Source organism: Streptomyces olivochromogenes (assembly GCF_021538895.1).
Classification (GTDB): Bacteria; Actinomycetota; Actinomycetes; order Streptomycetales; family Streptomycetaceae; genus Streptomyces; species Streptomyces olivochromogenes_A.
In genome coordinates this window covers 1-17,768 of the sequence record NZ_JADDRL010000025.1, presented here as the reverse complement: position 1 = coordinate 17,768, position 17,768 = coordinate 1, and the positions used below count along the sequence as shown (strand labels likewise).

At 68.8% G+C, this 17,768-nt stretch carries 17 protein-coding genes and 1 pseudogene; 15 read left to right on the top strand and 3 right to left on the bottom strand.

Annotated features, from left to right (window positions below):
* The first annotated feature begins 36 nt into the window (after positions 1–36).
* The 7 genes and pseudogenes from IPZ69_RS15215 to IPZ69_RS15185 all read left to right on the top strand — a co-directional run bounded on the left by IPZ69_RS15215 (position 37) and on the right by IPZ69_RS15185 (position 5,822).
* Entirely contained in the window at positions 37–327 is a 291-nt protein-coding gene (locus tag IPZ69_RS15215; protein WP_235454652.1) for an acyl carrier protein, read from the top strand.
* A gap of 198 nt (positions 328–525) precedes the next feature.
* Positions 526–1,170 (top strand): TetR/AcrR family transcriptional regulator, encoded by a 645-nt coding sequence (locus IPZ69_RS15210; protein ID WP_235454651.1) that lies wholly within the window; start codon positions 526–528, stop codon positions 1,168–1,170.
* Positions 1,154–1,771: a TetR/AcrR family transcriptional regulator gene (locus tag IPZ69_RS15205; RefSeq protein WP_235454650.1), complete on the top strand. Its 618-nt coding sequence runs from the start codon at positions 1,154–1,156 to the stop codon at positions 1,769–1,771. Before IPZ69_RS15210 ends, IPZ69_RS15205 begins: the two co-directional genes overlap by 17 nt.
* A gap of 131 nt (positions 1,772–1,902) precedes the next feature.
* Complete coding sequence (locus tag IPZ69_RS15200; RefSeq protein ID WP_235454649.1) at positions 1,903–2,604, top strand: thioesterase II family protein; 702 nt, start codon at positions 1,903–1,905, stop codon at positions 2,602–2,604.
* Positions 2,605–3,057: 453 nt separating this feature from the next.
* On the top strand, positions 3,058–3,357 hold the full coding sequence (locus tag IPZ69_RS15195) for a hypothetical protein (RefSeq protein ID WP_235454648.1): 300 nt from the start codon (positions 3,058–3,060) through the stop codon (positions 3,355–3,357).
* 751 nt (positions 3,358–4,108) lie between these two features.
* A pseudogene (locus tag IPZ69_RS15190) lies at positions 4,109–5,298 on the top strand (IS110 family transposase).
* Between the two features lie 98 nt (positions 5,299–5,396).
* Entirely contained in the window at positions 5,397–5,822 is a 426-nt protein-coding gene (locus IPZ69_RS15185) for a hypothetical protein (RefSeq protein ID WP_235454647.1), read from the top strand.
* A gap of 83 nt (positions 5,823–5,905) precedes the next feature.
* On the opposite strand, the gene istB is transcribed toward IPZ69_RS15185, so the two are convergent.
* Both istB and IPZ69_RS15175 read right to left on the bottom strand, forming a co-directional pair.
* Entirely contained in the window at positions 5,906–6,676 is a 771-nt protein-coding gene (gene istB, locus IPZ69_RS15180) for an IS21-like element helper ATPase IstB (RefSeq protein ID WP_235454706.1), read from the bottom strand.
* A 183-nt stretch (positions 6,677–6,859) separates the two neighbouring features.
* Positions 6,860–7,729 (bottom strand): Mu transposase domain-containing protein, encoded by an 870-nt coding sequence (locus IPZ69_RS15175; RefSeq protein WP_235454646.1) that lies wholly within the window; start codon positions 7,727–7,729, stop codon positions 6,860–6,862.
* Positions 7,730–7,799: 70 nt separating this feature from the next.
* Between IPZ69_RS15175 and IPZ69_RS15170 the strand changes: the two genes are divergently transcribed.
* Positions 7,800–8,216, top strand: coding sequence for a CPCC family cysteine-rich protein (locus tag IPZ69_RS15170; protein WP_268834604.1), 417 nt, complete (start codon positions 7,800–7,802; stop codon positions 8,214–8,216).
* Positions 8,217–9,028: 812 nt separating this feature from the next.
* On the opposite strand, the gene IPZ69_RS15165 is transcribed toward IPZ69_RS15170, so the two are convergent.
* Positions 9,029–9,958: a hypothetical protein gene (locus IPZ69_RS15165; RefSeq protein WP_235454645.1), complete on the bottom strand. Its 930-nt coding sequence runs from the start codon at positions 9,956–9,958 to the stop codon at positions 9,029–9,031.
* 939 nt (positions 9,959–10,897) lie between these two features.
* Here IPZ69_RS15165 and IPZ69_RS15160 point away from each other — a divergent pair.
* The 7 genes from IPZ69_RS15160 (at position 10,898) to IPZ69_RS15130 (ending at position 17,431) form a co-directional block, all read left to right on the top strand.
* Entirely contained in the window at positions 10,898–11,227 is a 330-nt protein-coding gene (locus tag IPZ69_RS15160) for a hypothetical protein (RefSeq protein ID WP_235454644.1), read from the top strand.
* 80 nt (positions 11,228–11,307) lie between these two features.
* Positions 11,308–11,946 carry a hypothetical protein gene (locus IPZ69_RS15155; RefSeq protein WP_235454643.1) on the top strand — a complete coding sequence of 213 codons (639 nt, stop codon included), beginning with the start codon at positions 11,308–11,310 and terminating at the stop codon, positions 11,944–11,946.
* Positions 11,947–12,214: 268 nt separating this feature from the next.
* Positions 12,215–12,412 carry a hypothetical protein gene (locus IPZ69_RS15150; protein WP_235454642.1) on the top strand — a complete coding sequence of 66 codons (198 nt, stop codon included), beginning with the start codon at positions 12,215–12,217 and terminating at the stop codon, positions 12,410–12,412.
* A 757-nt stretch (positions 12,413–13,169) separates the two neighbouring features.
* Positions 13,170–13,448, top strand: coding sequence for a hypothetical protein (locus tag IPZ69_RS15145; protein WP_235454641.1), 279 nt, complete (start codon positions 13,170–13,172; stop codon positions 13,446–13,448).
* 7 nt (positions 13,449–13,455) lie between these two features.
* Positions 13,456–14,376, top strand: coding sequence for a helix-turn-helix domain-containing protein (locus IPZ69_RS15140; RefSeq protein WP_235454640.1), 921 nt, complete (start codon positions 13,456–13,458; stop codon positions 14,374–14,376).
* An 800-nt stretch (positions 14,377–15,176) separates the two neighbouring features.
* Positions 15,177–16,355 carry an NAD(P)/FAD-dependent oxidoreductase gene (locus tag IPZ69_RS15135; protein ID WP_235454639.1) on the top strand — a complete coding sequence of 393 codons (1,179 nt, stop codon included), beginning with the start codon at positions 15,177–15,179 and terminating at the stop codon, positions 16,353–16,355.
* Between the two features lie 71 nt (positions 16,356–16,426).
* Positions 16,427–17,431, top strand: a complete 1,005-nt coding sequence (locus tag IPZ69_RS15130; RefSeq protein ID WP_235454638.1) for an RNA polymerase sigma-70 factor — start codon at positions 16,427–16,429, stop codon at positions 17,429–17,431.
* Positions 17,432–17,768: the final 337 nt, after the last annotated feature.

Here is a 17,768-nt window from a genome sequence, read left to right as displayed (position 1 = left end):
CCATTCCTTGCGGTCAGATCAACGGAGGTCACGCGCATGCCGGAGAGTACCAACCTGCCGGGGTTCGACGAGGTCATCGCCGATTTGACGGGCTATGTGGAGACGCGCTTCCTCCCCGAGGGGGAAGGTGGCCTCCAGCCCGGCACTCCGCTCCTTGAATGGGGGATACTCACCTCGCTCACCACCACAGAATTGATCTCCTACATTCTTGACCGCTACGGGGTTGCCGTTCCGCCGGAGAAAATCGTCGGCGCGCACTTCAAGAATCTCGATGCGATTTCCCGGCTGGTGGTCTCGCTGCAGGGCGACCCTGCCGGCCGGGCCTGACCGCCTCGGCGCCGGCCGCCTGAGCGGCGGTTGCCCGGTCCGGCGTCGTGTGACGGTCGGGCCGGGCGCACGCGAGCTCCGGCCAGGCCCGCCGGTCAAACCCGGCCATGTCTTGCCTCCGAGGTGTCCCGGACACGGAGGACCACCTACTGTATTAACTCACTGTTCGATGAATTCCTTCTTCGTCAGGGGTGGCCCGTGAACGGTCGACCGACCAGAGACCGCATCCTGGACGCCGCACGGGAAGAGCTGGCGGCACACGGCTACAACGGCACCTCGACGCGTGGCGTGGCCCGAAGAGCTCAGGTGGACATCCGGCTGATCCACCACTACTTCGGTTCCCGGAACAGCCTGCTGCGCACCGCCCTGCAGCCCAGCCGCTGTGCCACCGGGACCCGAGAGGCGCCCGGGGAACCCGACACGCCGGACGGCCCGTTGCCCGACGCCCCCGAGCATGACACCGGCTCGCAGGCCGCCCGGCTGACCCGGCGGCTGAGGGATCTGTGGAGTACCGATCCGCTTGGCCGGCGGGCCCTGGTGGCCTCCGCCCTGACCGACGGGCCGACCGGGTCCCGCCTGGTTTCCTACGTCACCGGGCTGCTCTGGGAGCCGGCTGCCGACCTGGAACAGGATGAGCTGAACTACGACCAGCTGGGCCGTGCCATGGTGGCCGCCCAACTGCTCGGGCTGGCGGTGCTGTGCGAGTCCGGAGCCCTGCACAGGCTGGCCGCGGCAAGCGGCGAAGCGGACTGCCAGGCCGACGAGTTCAGCCTGGAGTCCCAACTCGCCGCGGTGCTCGCCGCGGTGGCCGCCACAGGAGGCGTCGATGCCGTACGGAGCTGAGGCCGGGAAGTGGAGCAAGCGCCCCCTCCCGCACCGCACCGCCAGCCGTGCCCTCATCCTCCGAGCCGCTCGGGAGGAGCTGTCGGAACACGGTTTCGGGGGCAGTACCGTACGCGGCATCGCCCACGGCGCCGGGGTCAACACCAGCCTGGTCCACTACTACTTCGGTTCCAGGGACGGTGTGCTCACCGCGGCGCTGCGCGAGGCCAGCCGACTCGTCGTGTACGCCCGGGACGACGCGGCACCCGGCGGCCCGGAACTCACCGGAGAGGAACTGCTCCGCCGCGAACTGCCGTTGTGGGAGTCCGAGGAGCGGCGCAGCGCGGTCCTTGCCCTGATCCGTAGCTCGGTGACACAGAGGGACGCCGGTCAACACCTCGCCGAAGCCCTGCGCCGCCTGTTCCCGGACGCCTCCGGACCCTGCCCCCACACCGTCATGATCGGCGCCCAGCTGATCGGGCTCATGGTGGTGCGGCACATCACGCCCGTGGAACCGCTGGCGTCCGCAGACATGGACGACCTGATCGCCCTCCTCGCGCCCGTGGCCCAGCACTTTCTCACCGACCACAGCGAACACTCCACCCACTTGCCCGGCCACTGAAACAGAGCCCTGGCTCGGAGAGGCCCGCCATGGACGACCGCGGAGCAGACGGCTCGGGAACAGACGGCTTGCCAACGGTCCACCACCTCGGATCAGCGGGCGACTCGGTCGCGGACGTGAGGAGCCGGCCGGTGCGACCCCAGCTCTTCTGCCTGCCGCACGCGGGCGGCAGCTCAGCGGGGTTCGCTCCGTGGAGTCGCCATGTTGCCTCCCACGTCCGCGTCCGCCCGGTGGAACTGCCCGGCCGCGGCACGCGCTGGGACGAGCCGCCCCCCGACCGGCTTGCCACCCTCGTCGTGGACCTCGCCACACGGATCAGGGCCGAGGCGGACGGCCCCTACCTCCTCTACGGCCACAGCTTCGGCGCTCTGCTGGCCTACGAACTCGCCCACGCCCTGCGCCCTTCCCTGGGCGAGCCGGCCGCCCTCCTGGTCTCCGGCCGCAACGGTCCTGGCGTCTCACACCCCTCGATACCACTGTACGGTCTGCCGAGGGACCGGCTGCTCGAACAGCTGCGGGAGCTCGACGGCGTGCCGATCGCCCTGCTCGACAAGCCGGATCTGATCGACCCCTTCCTCCCCGTACTGCGCGCCGACGCCCGGCTTGCCGAGCTTTATCGACGCGGCCGTCATCCCGTGCTGAGCTGCCCGGTTCGGGCGCTGGCGGGTGAGAGCGATCCGCTGGTCGACCCGGCCGGGCTGCACCGTTGGTCGGAGGAGACTACGGCCGACTGCCTGGTCGAGATCGTCCCGGCGGGCCATATGCTGGCGAGCCGCCCGGCCTTTCTGGCCTGGCTCCGCCGGACGCTGAACGCGCTGACGGCTGAAGCCTGAAGATCCCCAAGGCAGATGGAGGGCGGGCCACCGGCGTTCCGGCGGTCGGGAGTCTCCCGCGGCCCGGATCCGGCCGGTGACGTCGCCGAGCACGATGCGTCCGCCTCCAGTGCAGGGTGCCGTGCCGCTGACCGTCACCACGTCACCAGGCGCTGTCACGTTGGCTGATGGGATGGGATGATCTTTGGGTTGAGCGTCCGCTGAGCGGCGTCTGCAAATTGCCACCAGTCGGGGTGACCTGTTCTACCGTGCTGGCCACGGGCCACTGCGTCAGCCGGGCGCGGCGGTGGCGACTGGCTGCGCGAGGGGCGGAATGAGGCCGCCGGGCTGGCGATGCCGTCGATGAGCTCACGCTGCATCGCGGCGAGCTCCTGGGTCCTGAGGTGATCCCTTTCCTTCCCCGGGCCGACTGGGGAGGTCGTCGTTTTCGTCACCGCGATCCATGCGTTCAGTATGGTCCGGCCCGCTGAGAGGGGCACTGGCGAATCTCACCGCGCCTCTGCGGTTCTGGGCTGGGAGGGCTGGGGCCGGGCTCCGGAGGGTTTCGACGCGGCCGCCCTCTACGTCTACACGCTGCTCCAGCCGGACACCGCCGCCCGCGTCCGCGACACCTTCCCCGTCCTGGGCAGTCCGGCCAGCGTGGCCGCCGAAGCCGTCGCGTGCGCCATGATGCTCCAGACCGTGGCCCGTGGCGACAGCCTTGTCCTCGAAGACCAGCTCCGGACGTGGACTGAGGAACTGCACCGCTGCTGAAGGGGCTGTCCGGGTGCCGCTGCGGAATGCCGGCCAAGCGGTTTGAGTATGTCGATGACGGGCAGCAACGCCTGCCGGTGAGTTCCAGCAACGACTGGGTGGGGTCGGCGTCTGCAATGTCGATGAGTTTCAGCAACGCCGCCGGGGCTGCAGTCAGTGTCCGCTGACGCTGAACCTTGACCGATTGCCACTTGAAGTTTGACCGACGAGTTTCATCCGGGGGACAGCGCTCGAAGTTCGCCGTCTGGTTACTGTGCTGTGGCTTTGCGCTCCCTGCGGGACCGCAACCACGGGACCAGGATCCAGGAGGCCACCACCGCCGCGGACGTCACCGCCGTGGTCAACCAGCCCCTGTAGATGTCCGCGAAGCCGGTGACGAAGCGCATGACAACGGTGAACACAGCCCAAACCACCAGCCAGCGAGCCGCCTTGACCATTCGTCCCTGTCGTCGCATGGCGCGAGCATATCCGCGGGCCTGAAGGGGAACGGACGAAGGGTCGTGGCTCACACAGAGGTCAAACTTCCCTACGTTGTCTGCGGGAGGCGGCGCGCCCTTCGTATGGTTCACCCACCCAGGGGTGCCGGGTGTGGCTTTCAAACTTCTGCCGTTCGAGGCTTCCATCGATTGGCCGCCCGGCGCCCCACGACGACTCGGCTGCCAATTAGGAATTGCGAATGATCGCTCCGTAGGGAATCGACAGCGAGGTCGTCCGTGGGAGGAACCAGCAGCACACCGCACGGAGGCACCACATGGCCGCGATCTGGGCTGGCATCGACGCAGGCAAAGCCCACCACCACTGCGCCGCGATCGACGAGAGCGGCCACCGGCTGCTGTCACGTCGCGTCGCCAATGACGAACCCGAACTGCTCGAACTCTTGGCCGATGTCCTGGCCTTGGGCGACGAGGTGACCTGGGGCATCGACCTGGCCGACGGCGGAGCCGCCCTGGTCATCGCGATACTCCTCAACCACGACCAGCCGCTGCATTACATCTCCGGTTGGGCCATCCATCGCGCCTCCGAGAGCTACCGCGGCGAGGGCAAGACCAACGCCAAGGACGCCGCCGTCATCGCCGATCAGGTCCGCGTCCGACGCGACCTGCACCCCTTACGCACCGGCGACGACACCATCACCGACCTCAAGATCCTCCCGGCCGCCGCATCGACCTGGTCGCCGACCGCACCCGCACCGTCAACCGCCTCCGCGCCCAACTCACCAGCCTCTTCCCCGGCCTGGAACGGGCGTTGGATCTCACCAACGCCGGCCCGCTCACCCTGCTGACCGGCTACCAGACCCCTGCGGCCATCCGCCGAATCGGCGCCAAGCGGCTCGAGACCTGGCTGCGCAACCGCCACGCCGTCCGCCCCGACCGGCTCGCCGAGACCGCCGTCCAGGCCGCCGAACGGCAGCACACCAGCCTGCCCGGCGAGAAGCTGGCCGCCGAGCTGGTGCACACACTGGCGAAGGAGGTGATGCTCCTCAACCAGCAGGTCACCGAGCTCGACAAGGCGATCGAGGCCCGGTTTCGCGACCACCACGCCTTCGGCGTGATCAACAGCATGCCTGGCATGGGCGTCATCCTCGGCGCCGAGTTCCTGGCCGCCACCGGCGGCGACATGACCGTCTTCGGCACCGCCGTCCGCCTCGCCGGTTTCGGCGGCGTCGCCCCGGTGCCCCGCGACTCCGGAAGGATCAGCGGCAACCTGCGACGCCCGCAGCGATACAACCGCCGCCTCCAACGCATCTTCTACACGTCGGCGTTGTTCAGCATCCGACACTGCGACGAGTCGCGTCAGTTCTACGACCGCAAACGCGCCGAGGGAAAACTCCACGCCCAGGCCGTCCTCGCCCTCGCCCGCCGCCGCGTCAACGTCCTGTGGGCTCTCCTCCGCGATGGACGGTGCTACCAGGCCGCGCCACCGGAACCACTCGTCGCATGACGCCCCGTTGCCGAACCCTGATCCGCGGACAACTCAGTCGCCGGCCTGCAGTGCTTGCGGCAGGATCAGACAGAACGACATCGTGGGGAGAAATACCAATGATCACCGTCACACAGGGAGTGAAGGTCACCTCGACCTGCGTGGCCTGTGGTGGCGTATTGGTCCGCGATCTTGGTCAGTTCGTCGACCGGGGCCAGCTGCGCTGGGGCATTGAAGGGCGATGCCAAGCCTGCCCCAACGCGTGGTGCGAGACGGGCGCAGGCCCAGCTCCCCAAGAGATCAGACAGGCACTGCTTGCCGAGCACGGGGCAACTCGGCTTCGCCTGGCGACCGAGGAAGCCAGTCTCGTCCCCGTGTTGCGAGCCCTGCGCGAAATGCGCCACCTGTCGCTGGGCGAAGCCCGGCTGACGGCCGCCGAGCTGAGTGGAGCCGGCATGGTCGGCACGTCCGTGGAAATGGCGCATCTGGCGGAAGGACTTCGCAAGCGGTCCATCGTCACGACTCTCGTTTCGTTGTCCGCCTGACCGCCCACGAAGCTGCTCGGACGAGTTGACAGACGGCATTAGGAATCAGTGGCAATCGGTCAAGTTTCAGCGTCAGAGGACAGTCAGGCAGCGGCTGGCTGCTCGGCACTGCTCCGGGTGTGGGCGAGTCGGTAGGAGTCGGTGCCGGTCTCGATGATCGTGCCGTTGAAGGTGAGCCGGTCGACGATCGCGGTGCAGAGCCGGGGATCGGTGAAGGTCTTGGTCCAGCCGCCGAAGGACTCGTTGCAGGCGATCGCGATGGCCTTGTTCTCCTCCCGTTCTGTCAGCACCTGGAACATCAACTCGGCGCCATGATGGTTGAGTTCCATGTAGCCGAGTTCGACGATGCACAAAAGGTCGACGCGTCCGTAGCGGGCGATGGTCTGGCTCAGCTGCTTCTCGTCCGCTGCCTCGACCAGTTCGTTCACGAGCTTCGTCGCCAGGGTGTACTTCACCCGGAAACCAGCCATTGCTGCCTCGGTGCCCAACGCGATCAGCAGGTGGGACTTGCCGGTGCCGGAATCTCCGATCAGGCAGAGGGGCTGGGCCTTCTTCACCCACTCGGAGGTGGCCAGGGTGTGGATCACGGCGGGGTCGATGCTGGGGTGGGTGTCGAAGTCGAACTCCCGGACCGACTTCTGCCTCGGGAACGCGGCGGCCTTGATCCGGCGCTCGGAACGGGGCCGGGCCCGGTCGTCGCACTCGGCCGGCAACAGCTCGGCGAGGAAGGTGAGGTAGGACATCTGCTCGCGGGACGCCTGCTCGGCCAGGTCGGGGAACTTCGCACGGATGGTGGGCAGCCTCAGCATGCGGCAGGCGCCGACCACGGCGGTCTCCGCCGCCTGCTCGCTCATCCGGTGACGGCTGGGAGTACTCACGGCAGCGACTCCTTCGGCGCGGCGGGACGACGGTGCAGCAGCTGGTCATGGGCGGCCAGCGAGGGCAACGGCCGAAGTTCGGGCGGAAGGTGAGTGAGACGACACTGCGTCAACGGGGCCACGGAAGACGGCTCCTGGGGCTGGACCAGGGCGGCATCATCATCGGATTCGGCGGCCTTGCGGGCCTCCAGGGCGACCGCGTCCGCGGTCGGCGCGCCCACCCGTAAGGACGCGGCGAGCCCGGCGACCAGGTGCTCGTGCGGGATACGCCGGTGCAACAGCAGCACCTCGATCAGAGCTTTCGTGCACGCCTTGTCCCCGCGGGCCTTGCGGGCGGCGGACCACCACGCGTCGTGGATCGGGGTGAACTTGCCCGCCTGCGAGCCTGTTCCAGCGCGGTCGCCCCGGGCAGGGCACCCCCGGCTTGCGCAGCAGCGTGTCCAGGTAGTGATCGAGTTCGAGACGCTCGCTGGCCTTGGCGACCAGCCGCTCGTGGCGGGCGATCTCGGTGGGGCCGTCGTAGACGGCCAGCTCGTTGGCGTGCAGCACGAGGCGGACCCTGCGCTCGATGTAGCGGGCCGGCACCGAGTAGAGACCGGCCCGGGCCCAGACGCGGCTGTGCCGGTCCACCCGGGTCTCGATGACCTGCCCGGCGTCGAACACTTCGGTGGGCAGCGGCGCCAGTAGTGGCTGCTCGACGGCGAAATACTCCCCGACCGTGCGTGGCCGCATCCGGATCCGGCGGGCCTCGTCCTCCTCGTCCCACCGCTCGACCAGCGTGTTCAGCTCGGCCAGCGAGCCGACCTCCGGGACGGGAACGAAATGGTTGCGGCGGAAGCGGCCGATGTCGCCCTCGACGCCGCCCTTCTCGTGGGCGCCGGCCAGGCCGGGGCGGCAGCAGAAACTGTCGACGCCGTAGTGCTCACGGAAGGCGAGCCACCGTGCACTCTCCTTCCGTTCCCGGGCGAACCCGATCACCTTGACGACCGCGGCCTTCAAGTTGTCGTAGCGAACCCTGCCCCTGGGCACCCATCTAATATGCGGGTCTCCCTGTCAACTCCCTAGAAACCAGTTGGTCCTCGCGGTGGGGTCGGACAGGATGACGGGCGTGATCCTGAAGTACCCCTGCGTGAGCTGTGGCCGTCTGACTATGGATGAGCCGCCGGGCTCGTATCAGATCTGTCCAGTCTGCTTCTGGGAGGACGACGCTATCCAGCTTCGTTGGCCGGACTACTCAGGCGGAGCAAACCGACCTTCGCTGATCGAGGCCCAGGAGAACTACCAGGCTTTCGGAGCTTGCGAGGAACGGTCCGTGGAGCATGTCCGCCCGCCTGAGGACGACGAACCGATGGACCGAAGCTGGCGCCCTATCAATCCCGAGCGAGACCACTTCGAGCCCACAGGCATTCAGCTGGCCGCGTGTCCCGACGATCGCACTGTCCTCTACTGGTGGCGCTATCGGAACACGGGTTTTTGGCGTCCCGCCCGACGGATGATGCCGTCACCCGGCCTGTAGGCCGAGTCGGGCCAGGAGGCCGTCGAAGATCTGCTCGCGGGCGATTTGGCCCTTGGCCGCCGCGACATCCCGCCAGCGTTCGAGCGTGGGCCGGAACCCGATGGTGGTGACGAAGAGGTGTAGTACTCGCAGATCGACTCCAAGTCGCAGTCCATTTCAATGAGGCGAGCGCAGTAGCAGTTGCCGAGCATGCTGTGGTGCATCTTCCGGCGGAGCTTGGCTAAGTCCGTTCCCTCGGCGTCGGCCGGGTGCTGCCCGCGCTGAACGACAACCGTTGCTGAAACTCGCCCCCATACTCACCCATGCCCACCACATCCCGCCCGAGGCGGGCTACATAGGAAAACCGGCGCTGGGGGGGGTGTCCGACCAGGCTTTGACTGCGCCTCCCACGAAGTCTCGCGTCTCGTCCTCTGTGTTCGGCCCCCACGTCTGATAGCGACAAGCCTCCGCCAGACACGCCCACGAGTGAATGGCTGGCCAATCCTCCAAAGTGATCTTGTCCAGGGTCACCGAGCGTTGATTCATGAGGCGATCATGTCCACTTCAGCCTGTCGCCTTCCCGGGCAAGCCATACGCGTGCTCATGCTCGTCACCCTCTCCACTTCCTTCTACGCTCAATCAAGTGGAGGGAGGAGCATCACTGGCGAGATCCAGAATCTCAACAGGATCTCAACCAGGCCTGTGGGGGGAGCTGTGTCGCAAACGATGGCTCCCGTACGGCAGCCAAGCGCTGGAAGTTCGGCGCCTGCTACCGCAAGGTCTGGCGGGCCCGAAACGCTCCCCCGGCCTTGCGTTGCGTATCTGGTGCCGGGTCAGACCCGCGCGGACGTGCGGGCGTCCTCGGCAGGTGTCACGGGCGCCGCCGCAGGGCCGCTGCCGTGCCCTTCCGGGGACCCGAAGCAGGCCACTGCCACCGCACCCGATACGGCGAGCACGAACCCGGTGATCGCCGCCCAGGCGAAGCCTGGACGGGAGGCATCGCCGAGCCACAGCACGCCGATCATGCCCGGCAGGACGGTCTCGCCGACGACCAGCGCGGCGGTAGCGCCGTTGACCGAGCCGATCTGCAGGGCGACCGTGTGCAGGTACATGCCGCCGATGCCAGCCACCAGGATCGCGTAGAGCGCCGGGTCGCAGAGCAGCGCTCCCAGGTCGAATGGGTCGATGCCGTTCAGCACCCGGACCCCGACACCGAGGGCGCCGAAGCCCAGTCCGGACAGCAGGCCGGCCAGGATCGCGGCGCGCGCCCCCAGTAGGCGTACGACCACGGTGCCGCCCACGATCAGGAGCAGCGAGATCCCCAGCAGCCACCAGTGCGTGGAGGTCGGGGTGTCGCCGCTGCCTTCCGGGCCCGCCGCCGTCGCCAGCAGCACCAGCGCGGAGCAGACCACGGCGATCGAGGTCCATTCGGCGTGGTTGAGCCGGATGCCGAGTAGCTTGATGCTCAGCACCGCCGTGATCACCAAGTTGGCGCTGATCACGGTCTGCGACAGGAACAGCGGCAGGAGGCGCGCCGCCAGTGCGCCGAGCCCGAAGCCGACGAAGTCCAGGATGGTCCCGACGATGAACTCCCAGGTCATCGCAGCCTTCGCGGTGGACGACAGGCTCGGGCCGCCGTGCTGGGTCACGCTGCCCGCGGGGGCCTCCCGGCGGGCTGACTTCCGTGATCCGACGGCCTGTAGGACGGAGCCCGTGCCGTAACAGATCGATGCTGCCACGGCGGTGAGCAGTCCTGTGAGCACTGAAAGCTCCGTTCATGTATGGGTCGGTGGGGTTCGGTACCGTTCCCACTGGCAGACGTGGGTTTCGGCGCGGAAGTTGCTTTCCCGCGAGTCAGTTACCGGCGTATCTCCTCCACAGGCCATCTACGGTTTGAGAGGTGGGGCAACTCACCCCGGTTCCCTGGGGGCTGCCGAGGCTGTTCAAGAAATGGGCGCCAGCTAGCGCGCTATAGGGCGTGAGGGCTAGCACAGCTCATAGGACACCTCATCGGGTCGGGCCTGACCCCCGCACAGGCGTGCGTCCTGGCGGTCGCGTCATGCCCAGGGGTGACGGACGTCCTCATCGCGGCCTCCACTGCGCCACACCGGAGGCAGGCGACCGACGCTGTTGCTCAACCCTCCTTGACCGCCGCCCAGTTGCGGGAGATCACCGGTGTACTCGCCTCCCACTGACCCGGACACCGAACGGCGGATGCGTGCCCACCATGCGCGCGCCGCAAAGGTCCTGGCGGTCCAGGTCGAACCGGCCGGAGAGTTCTGGGGGTGGGCCGGGCGCACCCTGGTGCCCCGGCCCGCACCGCCGCCGACGGCCCCACGTGGCTGCGGCTGGTCTCCGCACCAGTGGACAAGGCCTGGGGGGAAGCTGTGGGACGGCGCCGTCGATACCCAGCACGCTTTCGGCGACCTCGACGGGCACCGGCCCGCGCTCCTGGGCGTGCACGACATGTTCGACGACGGCACCGCCTACCGGGCGGAGCTCTCCGCCCGAGTGGATGAGCTGCTCCTGTCCGGCGACCCGATCCTCCAGCACGGCCTCCAACTGTCCGACGAGTGGTGGACGGACCTCGCCGGGACGCTGGAGAAAGTGGCGGTAGCCGACACCGACCGTGTCGCCGTACGGCAGCAGTACATGGACCGGGCCATCCCCGAGTTCGTCGGCATCCCGGCACCAGCCGTCGCATGCTGGACCACCGCCCACGGCGACCTGTACTGGGCGAACCTCACCGCACCCCTGAGGCTACTGGACTGGGAGGGCTGGGCCGCGCTCCGGAGGGTTTCGACGCAGCAACCCTCTACGCCTACACGCTGCCCCAGCCGGACACCGCTGCCTGCGTCCGCGACACCTTGCCCGTTCTGGGCAGCCCGACCGGCCTCGCTGCCGAAGCCGTCGTGTGCGCCATGGTGCTCCAGACCGTGGCCCGCGGCGACAACCATGCCCTCGAAGACCAGCTCCGCACCTGGGCAGAGGAACTGCACCGCCGCTGCCCGCGGGGCGCGGCACTGCGGTGATTGCGGAAGGCCGATGATGGAGGTCGGAGCGGTGCCGCTCTTCAGCGAGTTCACAAGTCATCGACAGGAAGACGGAATTGATGTCTTACGGGTTCCGTACCACTGCCTTCGCTCTCTCCATCGGTCTTGCTCTCACCCTTGCGGCGTGCGGCTCTGGCGACGGCCCCAGTTCCCCGGCGAGGACGAGTGTCGCCGCACCCTCCACGTCCACGACACCCTCACCGGCGTCGAGCACCAACGCCGGCGGCACCCTCAAGGGCGGGGCCAAGGTGGAACTGGGGCACCCGGCCCTGCTCACGTATGAAGGCGCCAGTGACAAGGGCATCCTCCAGGTGACGGTCACCCGTATCGAGAAGGGAAGCCGGGCAGACTTGAAGGGGCTGTCGGGACTGAGCAAGGACCAGCTCAGGGCCACGCCGTACTACGTGCGCTCCGTCATCAAGAACGCCGGCACGACGGATCTCTCCCACGCCTTCATTGAGCCGCCGACGGGGCTCCTCAAGGACGGTACCGAGGCCGGCAAATTGGTTGTCTTCGGGGGGTTCGGCCCATGCGATTCCCCGGCGAAGGCGAAGACGGACCACTTCGGGCCCGGCGCCTCGTACGAATACTGCGCCCCGGTCCTGGCTGACCCGGGTACCACCGTCACCGGCGCGGTCTGGACGGGCCAGGGCTACGCCGACTTCCCGCCGTCCGCCGGCGTGTCCTGGATGCCGTAGGGCGAGCTCGGACGCCCGGCTCGATGTCCGTAGTCGCTGCAGGCCGGCGCACAGTACGGTCCGCGCCCCGGAGGGGCCGGGGCGGCGTCGCACGGCATCCGGGTTGAGGCCCGCGGGGGCGGTTGTCGTTGCCGCGAGCGTGGTGCAGCCCATGGCACCTCGGCACCAGCGGTCCGGACTCGGGGCGGGCAGGCATGTCACGTTGGTCAGGCCCGTAGCTCGCCGGTGAACCTGTGCCTGGTGGGGTCCCGCGGGGCAAGCGGGCGCCATGCTTGCCGCGACCACGCTCGGCAGGCTCCGCTTGCTGTACGGCATCGTGCGCCCCTGCCCCGAGTTGGTCTGCCTCTCGCCGCAGCTGGAGTTCCAGCAGATCCTGGTCCGCAATGCGCGGGAAGCCGGCCAGCTGGGCGAGGTGATGTCCGGGCGGTCCCGCGTCACGCACTTCGGCCTGCCGGACGCTGAGTAGCCTCACACGGATGCCTTTGGGAGCGGCCGACGCCTGACAGGCCCGTGACCCGGCGCCGTCGGACGCGTTGACCCCCGTGACGCGTGTGCGGGTCCGGCCCGGTGGCCTTTGGACAGGATTCGCCCCGCTCGCGGCCCCGGAACCCGCCCGGCCCGGGGCCGCTTTTGCTCCCCGACCAGAGGGCGGCGGTCACCGTCGGGCCTCACTGCCACTGCACGGTCTGCTCGTGCCTCGGGCCGGTGATCGCCGCTGCCAAGCGGCGGCCACCGGCCCGGTATCTGTTTGGCCGCGTGCCAATCGCGGCCATGTTGTATCTACCCCGGTCCAGCCTCACCAGCGATGCCATGCAGGGCCACGACTCCGCTTTTGTACAAAGTCGGTTCGTGATGGTCAGTGTGGAACCCGGCGTCCGCCTTCGTCCAAGACACGAGCGGGACAGAGCGTGAGCCAACCCTCCGGCGCCGGAAGAAGTCCGCAGATCAGTGCCGCCAAAAGCGTCGGCAAGCGAATAGAGACGGCGCCTGAGCCAACGTCAGAGGGATTAACGGCAGGCCGTTCGGCCCTGGAAACCTGGGGACTTGCGGGCCCCGGGGGGATCCCAGCGGACTGTATGCCAACAGGCCGTACCCCTTGGTGCCGGCCGGACCCACGATCGCGTCCGGGACGTCATGCCAAGCCGTCCCGCGATCTCCCGGTTCGCTTCTCACCAGCAGGCGGCGGCCCCCGGGCTGCCGCCCCACATGCAAAGGGGTCCTCCATGGACCAGAGCTCTGCGGTTGCGGTCACCTCCGATTCCGGGGCCCAGACGCGCTTCGGCATGGCGCAGGCCTTCGTCATCCTCGGCTTCCTGACCGCTGCGGTCGTACTGCGCCTGCTCACGCCGATGACAGTCCACGACATCCTCGTCCTGCTGGCAGTCGCCGGCCTGACCGGCGTGGCCGTCCTGTGCCTCTTCACCGTCCGCCTCCGCAACGGCGGTACCGGTCGTCGGCTGCTGCGGCTGCTGAACGCCCTGGCGTCCGGCTCGGGAAGCTGAGGGCCCCATGGCGCGTCCGGAAGCACCAGTCGACCACACCGTGCCCGAGCTGGGCCGGTTCGCGGAGCACCTGCGGGCCATGCGGCACGCTGCGCACCTGACCTACCGGGACCTGGCCTCCCACATGGGCTACTCGGCAGCGACCCTGAAGCGCGCGGCGAGCGGGAAATCGCTCCCCTCGCCCGCGGTGGCGACCGTGTACGCCCTCGGTTGCGCGACGATCAGCAAGGACAATGACGCTGCCCAGGCCGCGGCGAGACTGCACAAGGAGGCGGCGGAGGCCGTCGCCGAGGCCCGACGCCGCTCTCGCCGATCGAAGGTCCTGCCCAAGCCGCAGCTCGCCCGCGACGAAAGCGACCTGAGCGGCGCACTGCGCGATGCGTGGCGCCGGGCGGGGGAACCTTCGTTCCGATCCATGGAAAGGTCCGCCGGTACTCACGGCGAGCTGCCCCGCAGCACGGCCCACGCCATCGCCAAGGGGCGCACGGTCCCACGGGAATTCCTGCAGTACATCCTTTTCCTGGAAGCCTGCGGCATCAGCGGCAGCGACCTCATCCCCTGGATCCGCGCATGGTGGAAGATCTGCGGCTTCCCCGCCCCCGTGGAGTTGAGGACCATCGTCCGCGGACTCAAGGGCCCGGCACGGCAGGCCTACGTGGACATGACCCTGCGGGACACCGACGACTACGCGGCCGCGCGCGCACAGATCCAAGCTATCGTCAAGCGCGTCCTCACACCCTCTGTGGTGGCCACGAGGGGAGACAAGCCGACTGTCACCGACATGGTGGCAAAGTTCGCGGCTTTCGGGCGCGACCGACCGGCGGAGAACCAGATCGGCTGCGCGGCATGGACCGCCCCGGGCAGCCGGGCCGTCGCAACGGCCCGGCTGCCCGGAGATGGACCCCTACTGGCTCCACGTTTGCGCTGACCAGCGCGGCCTCTACAAGGGCCTGCCCGACGAGGCGCGCCGCGACATCGCGGTCTGCCTCGTCGATGCCGTCCACGACCCGCTCGGCGCGCAGCATGGAACGTCACCGCAGAAGACACAGCCCACAAGGGAAGTGAGAGGCAGTCAGCGTAGGGGTAGAGCTGTGAACCGCTGTCGCATGTCCGACTTGCGGTGACACCGTTGCTGCGGAGCGGTGCGATGTTGGGCGGTTGGTTTTCAGCGGTCGGTGTTTTGGTTTCAGTGGGGGAGCGGGCCTGATGGGGGTGGGTGGGCTGTTCATTTACTGAAGTCGTGGTGCTGGCCTGGTGCTGAAAGGTGCTGGTGAAGTGGGGGTGTGGTTCGTGCCGGGTCTGTAGTGCGGCGGTGCGGCGTGTCTGGTTGCGCCAGCGGCTGGCTTGTCTGCGCGGCGAATGGGCTGTGAGCTGGGATTGTGCGGATGGACTGGTGAGCGGCGCGCTTGATCACCCAACGAAGGTGTGAGTGCCTGTCAGTCTGCGCCGTCGAGGATCTGGTGCTGGAGTCGTACGCGGAGTTCGGCTTCGTCGGGGGCGGAGGGGTTCGTGGGCTCAAGGCCGCGGCAGCAGCCGTTGTCTTGGGCGTCCAGCTCCGTTTGGGCCGGGCCCGGTACGGCCCGGCGGGTGGTGCATTCTTTCCGGCCCGCCAGCACCGGCGCTCGGTGTGACGTGGGTCATATCGGCGGCCTGTCACGTCCGGTGGGGGGTGGTTGTCCCATGGGCGTCACCGGCACCGAGGCCAGTGACCGACCTTGGGAGATTGAGATGACGAACGGCCACCACATCGTCGTTCTCGGCGCCGGCTACACGGGTATGTTCAGCGCTGTCCGGCTGGCCCACCGCACCCGCCGGACCGGTGTGAAGATCACCCTGGTCAACCCGTCGAGCCGGTTCGTCGAGCGGCTGCGGATGCACCAGATCGCCGCCGGGCAGCAGCTGGCCGACCACCGGATCCCCGACCTGCTCGCCGGTACCGGTGTCACGTTCGTCCAGGGCACCGTCACCGCCATCGACCCCGAGACCCGGCGCATCACCGTCGACGGCGCCATGTCCCTCGGCTACGACACGCTCGTCTACGCGCTGGGCAGCCAGGCCGACACCGGCAACGTCCCCGGCGCCGACGTCCATGCATTCACCCTCAACAACCCGGAGATCGCCCGCCGGTTCGCCGCGCGGCTCACCGAGGTCGCCGCGGCCGGCGGCACGGTCGCTGTCTGCGGCGCCGGCCTGACCGGGATCGAGGCGGCCACCGAGATCGCCGAGAGCCACCCCGGTCTGGATGTCACGCTGATCAGCCCGGACGAGCCCGGCGGCATGATGGGCGCCAAGGCCCGCGCCCACGTCCACCGCGCGCTGGACCGCCTCGGCATCACTCTGGAGACCGGCGCCCGCGTCACCAAGGTGCTGCCCGAGACCGTCGAGCTGGCCGACGGCCGGATCATCCGCTCCGACGCCTGCCTGTGGACCGCCGGCGTCAAGGTGTCGCCGCTGGCTGCCGACGCCCGGATCGCCACCGACGACCGCGGTCTGATCTTGGTCGACGCCACGCTGCGGTCAGTGTCCCACCCGGACATCCACGCCATCGGCGACGCCGCCGCCGTCCGCCTGGCCTGGGGACAGCTCCACGGCTCCTGCCAGAGCGGACTGCCCACCGCCCAGTACACCGCCGACACCATCGCGCGGCTGGTACGCGGCAAGGCCGTCAAGCCGTTCCGCTTCGGCTACTACCATCAGCCGGTCAGCCTCGGCCGCAGGGACGCCGTCATCCAGTTCACCAGGACCGACTTCACTCCCCGCCGCCTGCACCTCACCGGCCGCGGTGCCGTGGCGTACAAGGAGACGGTCAGCGCCAGCCCCCTCGTGACGTACCGGTTCAGCAAGCGCATGAACGTCACCACCATCGTCTCCAAGGGCGGCCGCGCCACCCGCAGGCCCGCGGCATGACCGGCACGCCCGCTCCCGGCGCCGTGATCCACGCCTTGCCGTCCGCTTCGCGACGCTGGCAGCATGAGCCGGTGATCGACACCGGCGCCGGGCAGGACCCGTACCTCGAACACCGCAGGCTGCTGTTCGCCACCGCCTACCGGATGCTGGGCAGCGTCACCGACGCGGAGGACGTCCTGCAGGACGCCTGGCTGAAGTGGAGCACCACGGACCGCGACGCGATCAGCCACCCCAAGGCATACCTGGTGCGCACGGTCACCAACCTCTCCCTGAACCGCCTCACCTCCGAGCGGGCCACCCGCGAGACCTACGTCGGCCCGTGGCTCCCCGAACCCCTGCTGACGTCCCCGGACATCGCCTCGGAGGCCGAATTGGCCGACTCCGTCTCCACCGCCATGCTGGTCGTACTGGAAACCCTCAACCCCGTGGAACGCGCCGTCTTCCTGCTCCGCGAGGTCTTCGGCTACTCGCACAGCGAGATCGCCGAGACCCTCGAACGCCCCGAGCCGACCGTCCGTCAGATCGCCCACCGTGCCCGCGCGCACGTCCAGTCCCGCCGCCCCCGCTTCGACGCCGACCCCGACCGGCGCCGGCAGATCACCGCCCAGTTCCTGGAAGCCTGCGCGGGCGGCGACCTGAACGCCATGATGGAACTGCTCGCCCCCGATGTGACCGCCTGGTCCGACGGCGGCGGCAAGGTCACCGCGGCCCGTCGCCCGCTCCACGGCATCGACCACGTCGCGCGCTGGCTCCTGGGCTTCCTGGCCAAGCCCGAACTGGCCGCCCTGACCATGGAGCCGGCCATCATCAACGGCGAACTCGGCATCCTGGCCACCCTCGACGGACACACCGTCGGCGCCCTCTGCTTCGACCTCGGCGACGACCGCATCCACAACCTGCGCTTCCAGGTCAACCCCGACAAGCTCAGCGGCCTGACCCCCGACAACAGCCTGGCGCCCCCTGAAGCGTTCAAGCGTGGAGCCATTCCGGCAGGGCCCCGGGCCATGGCGAGTCATCCAGGGCCGCCGCAGCCCGTTGCTTGCGACGCCGAAGGCTCCCTCGACGGAGCTGAGTAGCCCCGAGGCCTTCACACGCGGGCGATTCCGGCCCCGTTGACCAAGGCAACCGCCTGGGGAGCGAAGGGCATCGCCGGCCGATTTCAGAGATCCGTATCAACCGCGTACTGGTTCACGGACGATGCCGCCCCCTTTGTTAGGGGGGCGGGCGTTGTCGGGAAGCCCCAACGCGCGGCCGCCGGGGGCTCATTGCCCGTGCAGGCCCCACTTGTCGAGTCCCGAGTACACGAGTGCCACGCGGCGCACGCGGCCGGAGAAGCATTCCGCCTCGCCGTTGTGCAGCGCCACCAGCGAGTCCGGGCCCCGCCACCATGTGTCGACGATGCCCCGTACCTCT

Bases quoted from the DNA above. Each gene is read 5' to 3' on its own strand.
- IPZ69_RS15215 (WP_235454652.1), top strand. From the start codon at position 37: ATGCCGGAGAGTACCAACCTGCCGGGGTTCGACGAGGTCATCGCCGAT.
- IPZ69_RS15205 (WP_235454650.1), top strand. From the start codon at position 1,154: ATGCCGTACGGAGCTGAGGCCGGGAAGTGGAGCAAGCGCCCCCTCCCG.
- IPZ69_RS15195 (WP_235454648.1), top strand. From the start codon at position 3,058: ATGGTCCGGCCCGCTGAGAGGGGCACTGGCGAATCTCACCGCGCCTCT.
- IPZ69_RS15185 (WP_235454647.1), top strand. From the start codon at position 5,397: ATGATCACCGTCACACAGGGAGTGAAGGTCACCTCGACCTGCGTGGCC.
- istB (WP_235454706.1), bottom strand. From the start codon at position 6,676: ATGAGCGAGCAGGCGGCGGAGACCGCCGTGGTCGGCGCCTGCCGCATG.
- IPZ69_RS15170 (WP_268834604.1), top strand. From the start codon at position 7,800: ATGACGGGCGTGATCCTGAAGTACCCCTGCGTGAGCTGTGGCCGTCTG.
- IPZ69_RS15160 (WP_235454644.1), top strand. From the start codon at position 10,898: ATGCTGGACCACCGCCCACGGCGACCTGTACTGGGCGAACCTCACCGC.
- IPZ69_RS15155 (WP_235454643.1), top strand. From the start codon at position 11,308: ATGTCTTACGGGTTCCGTACCACTGCCTTCGCTCTCTCCATCGGTCTT.
- IPZ69_RS15150 (WP_235454642.1), top strand. From the start codon at position 12,215: ATGCTTGCCGCGACCACGCTCGGCAGGCTCCGCTTGCTGTACGGCATC.
- IPZ69_RS15145 (WP_235454641.1), top strand. From the start codon at position 13,170: ATGGACCAGAGCTCTGCGGTTGCGGTCACCTCCGATTCCGGGGCCCAG.
- IPZ69_RS15140 (WP_235454640.1), top strand. From the start codon at position 13,456: ATGGCGCGTCCGGAAGCACCAGTCGACCACACCGTGCCCGAGCTGGGC.
- IPZ69_RS15135 (WP_235454639.1), top strand. From the start codon at position 15,177: ATGACGAACGGCCACCACATCGTCGTTCTCGGCGCCGGCTACACGGGT.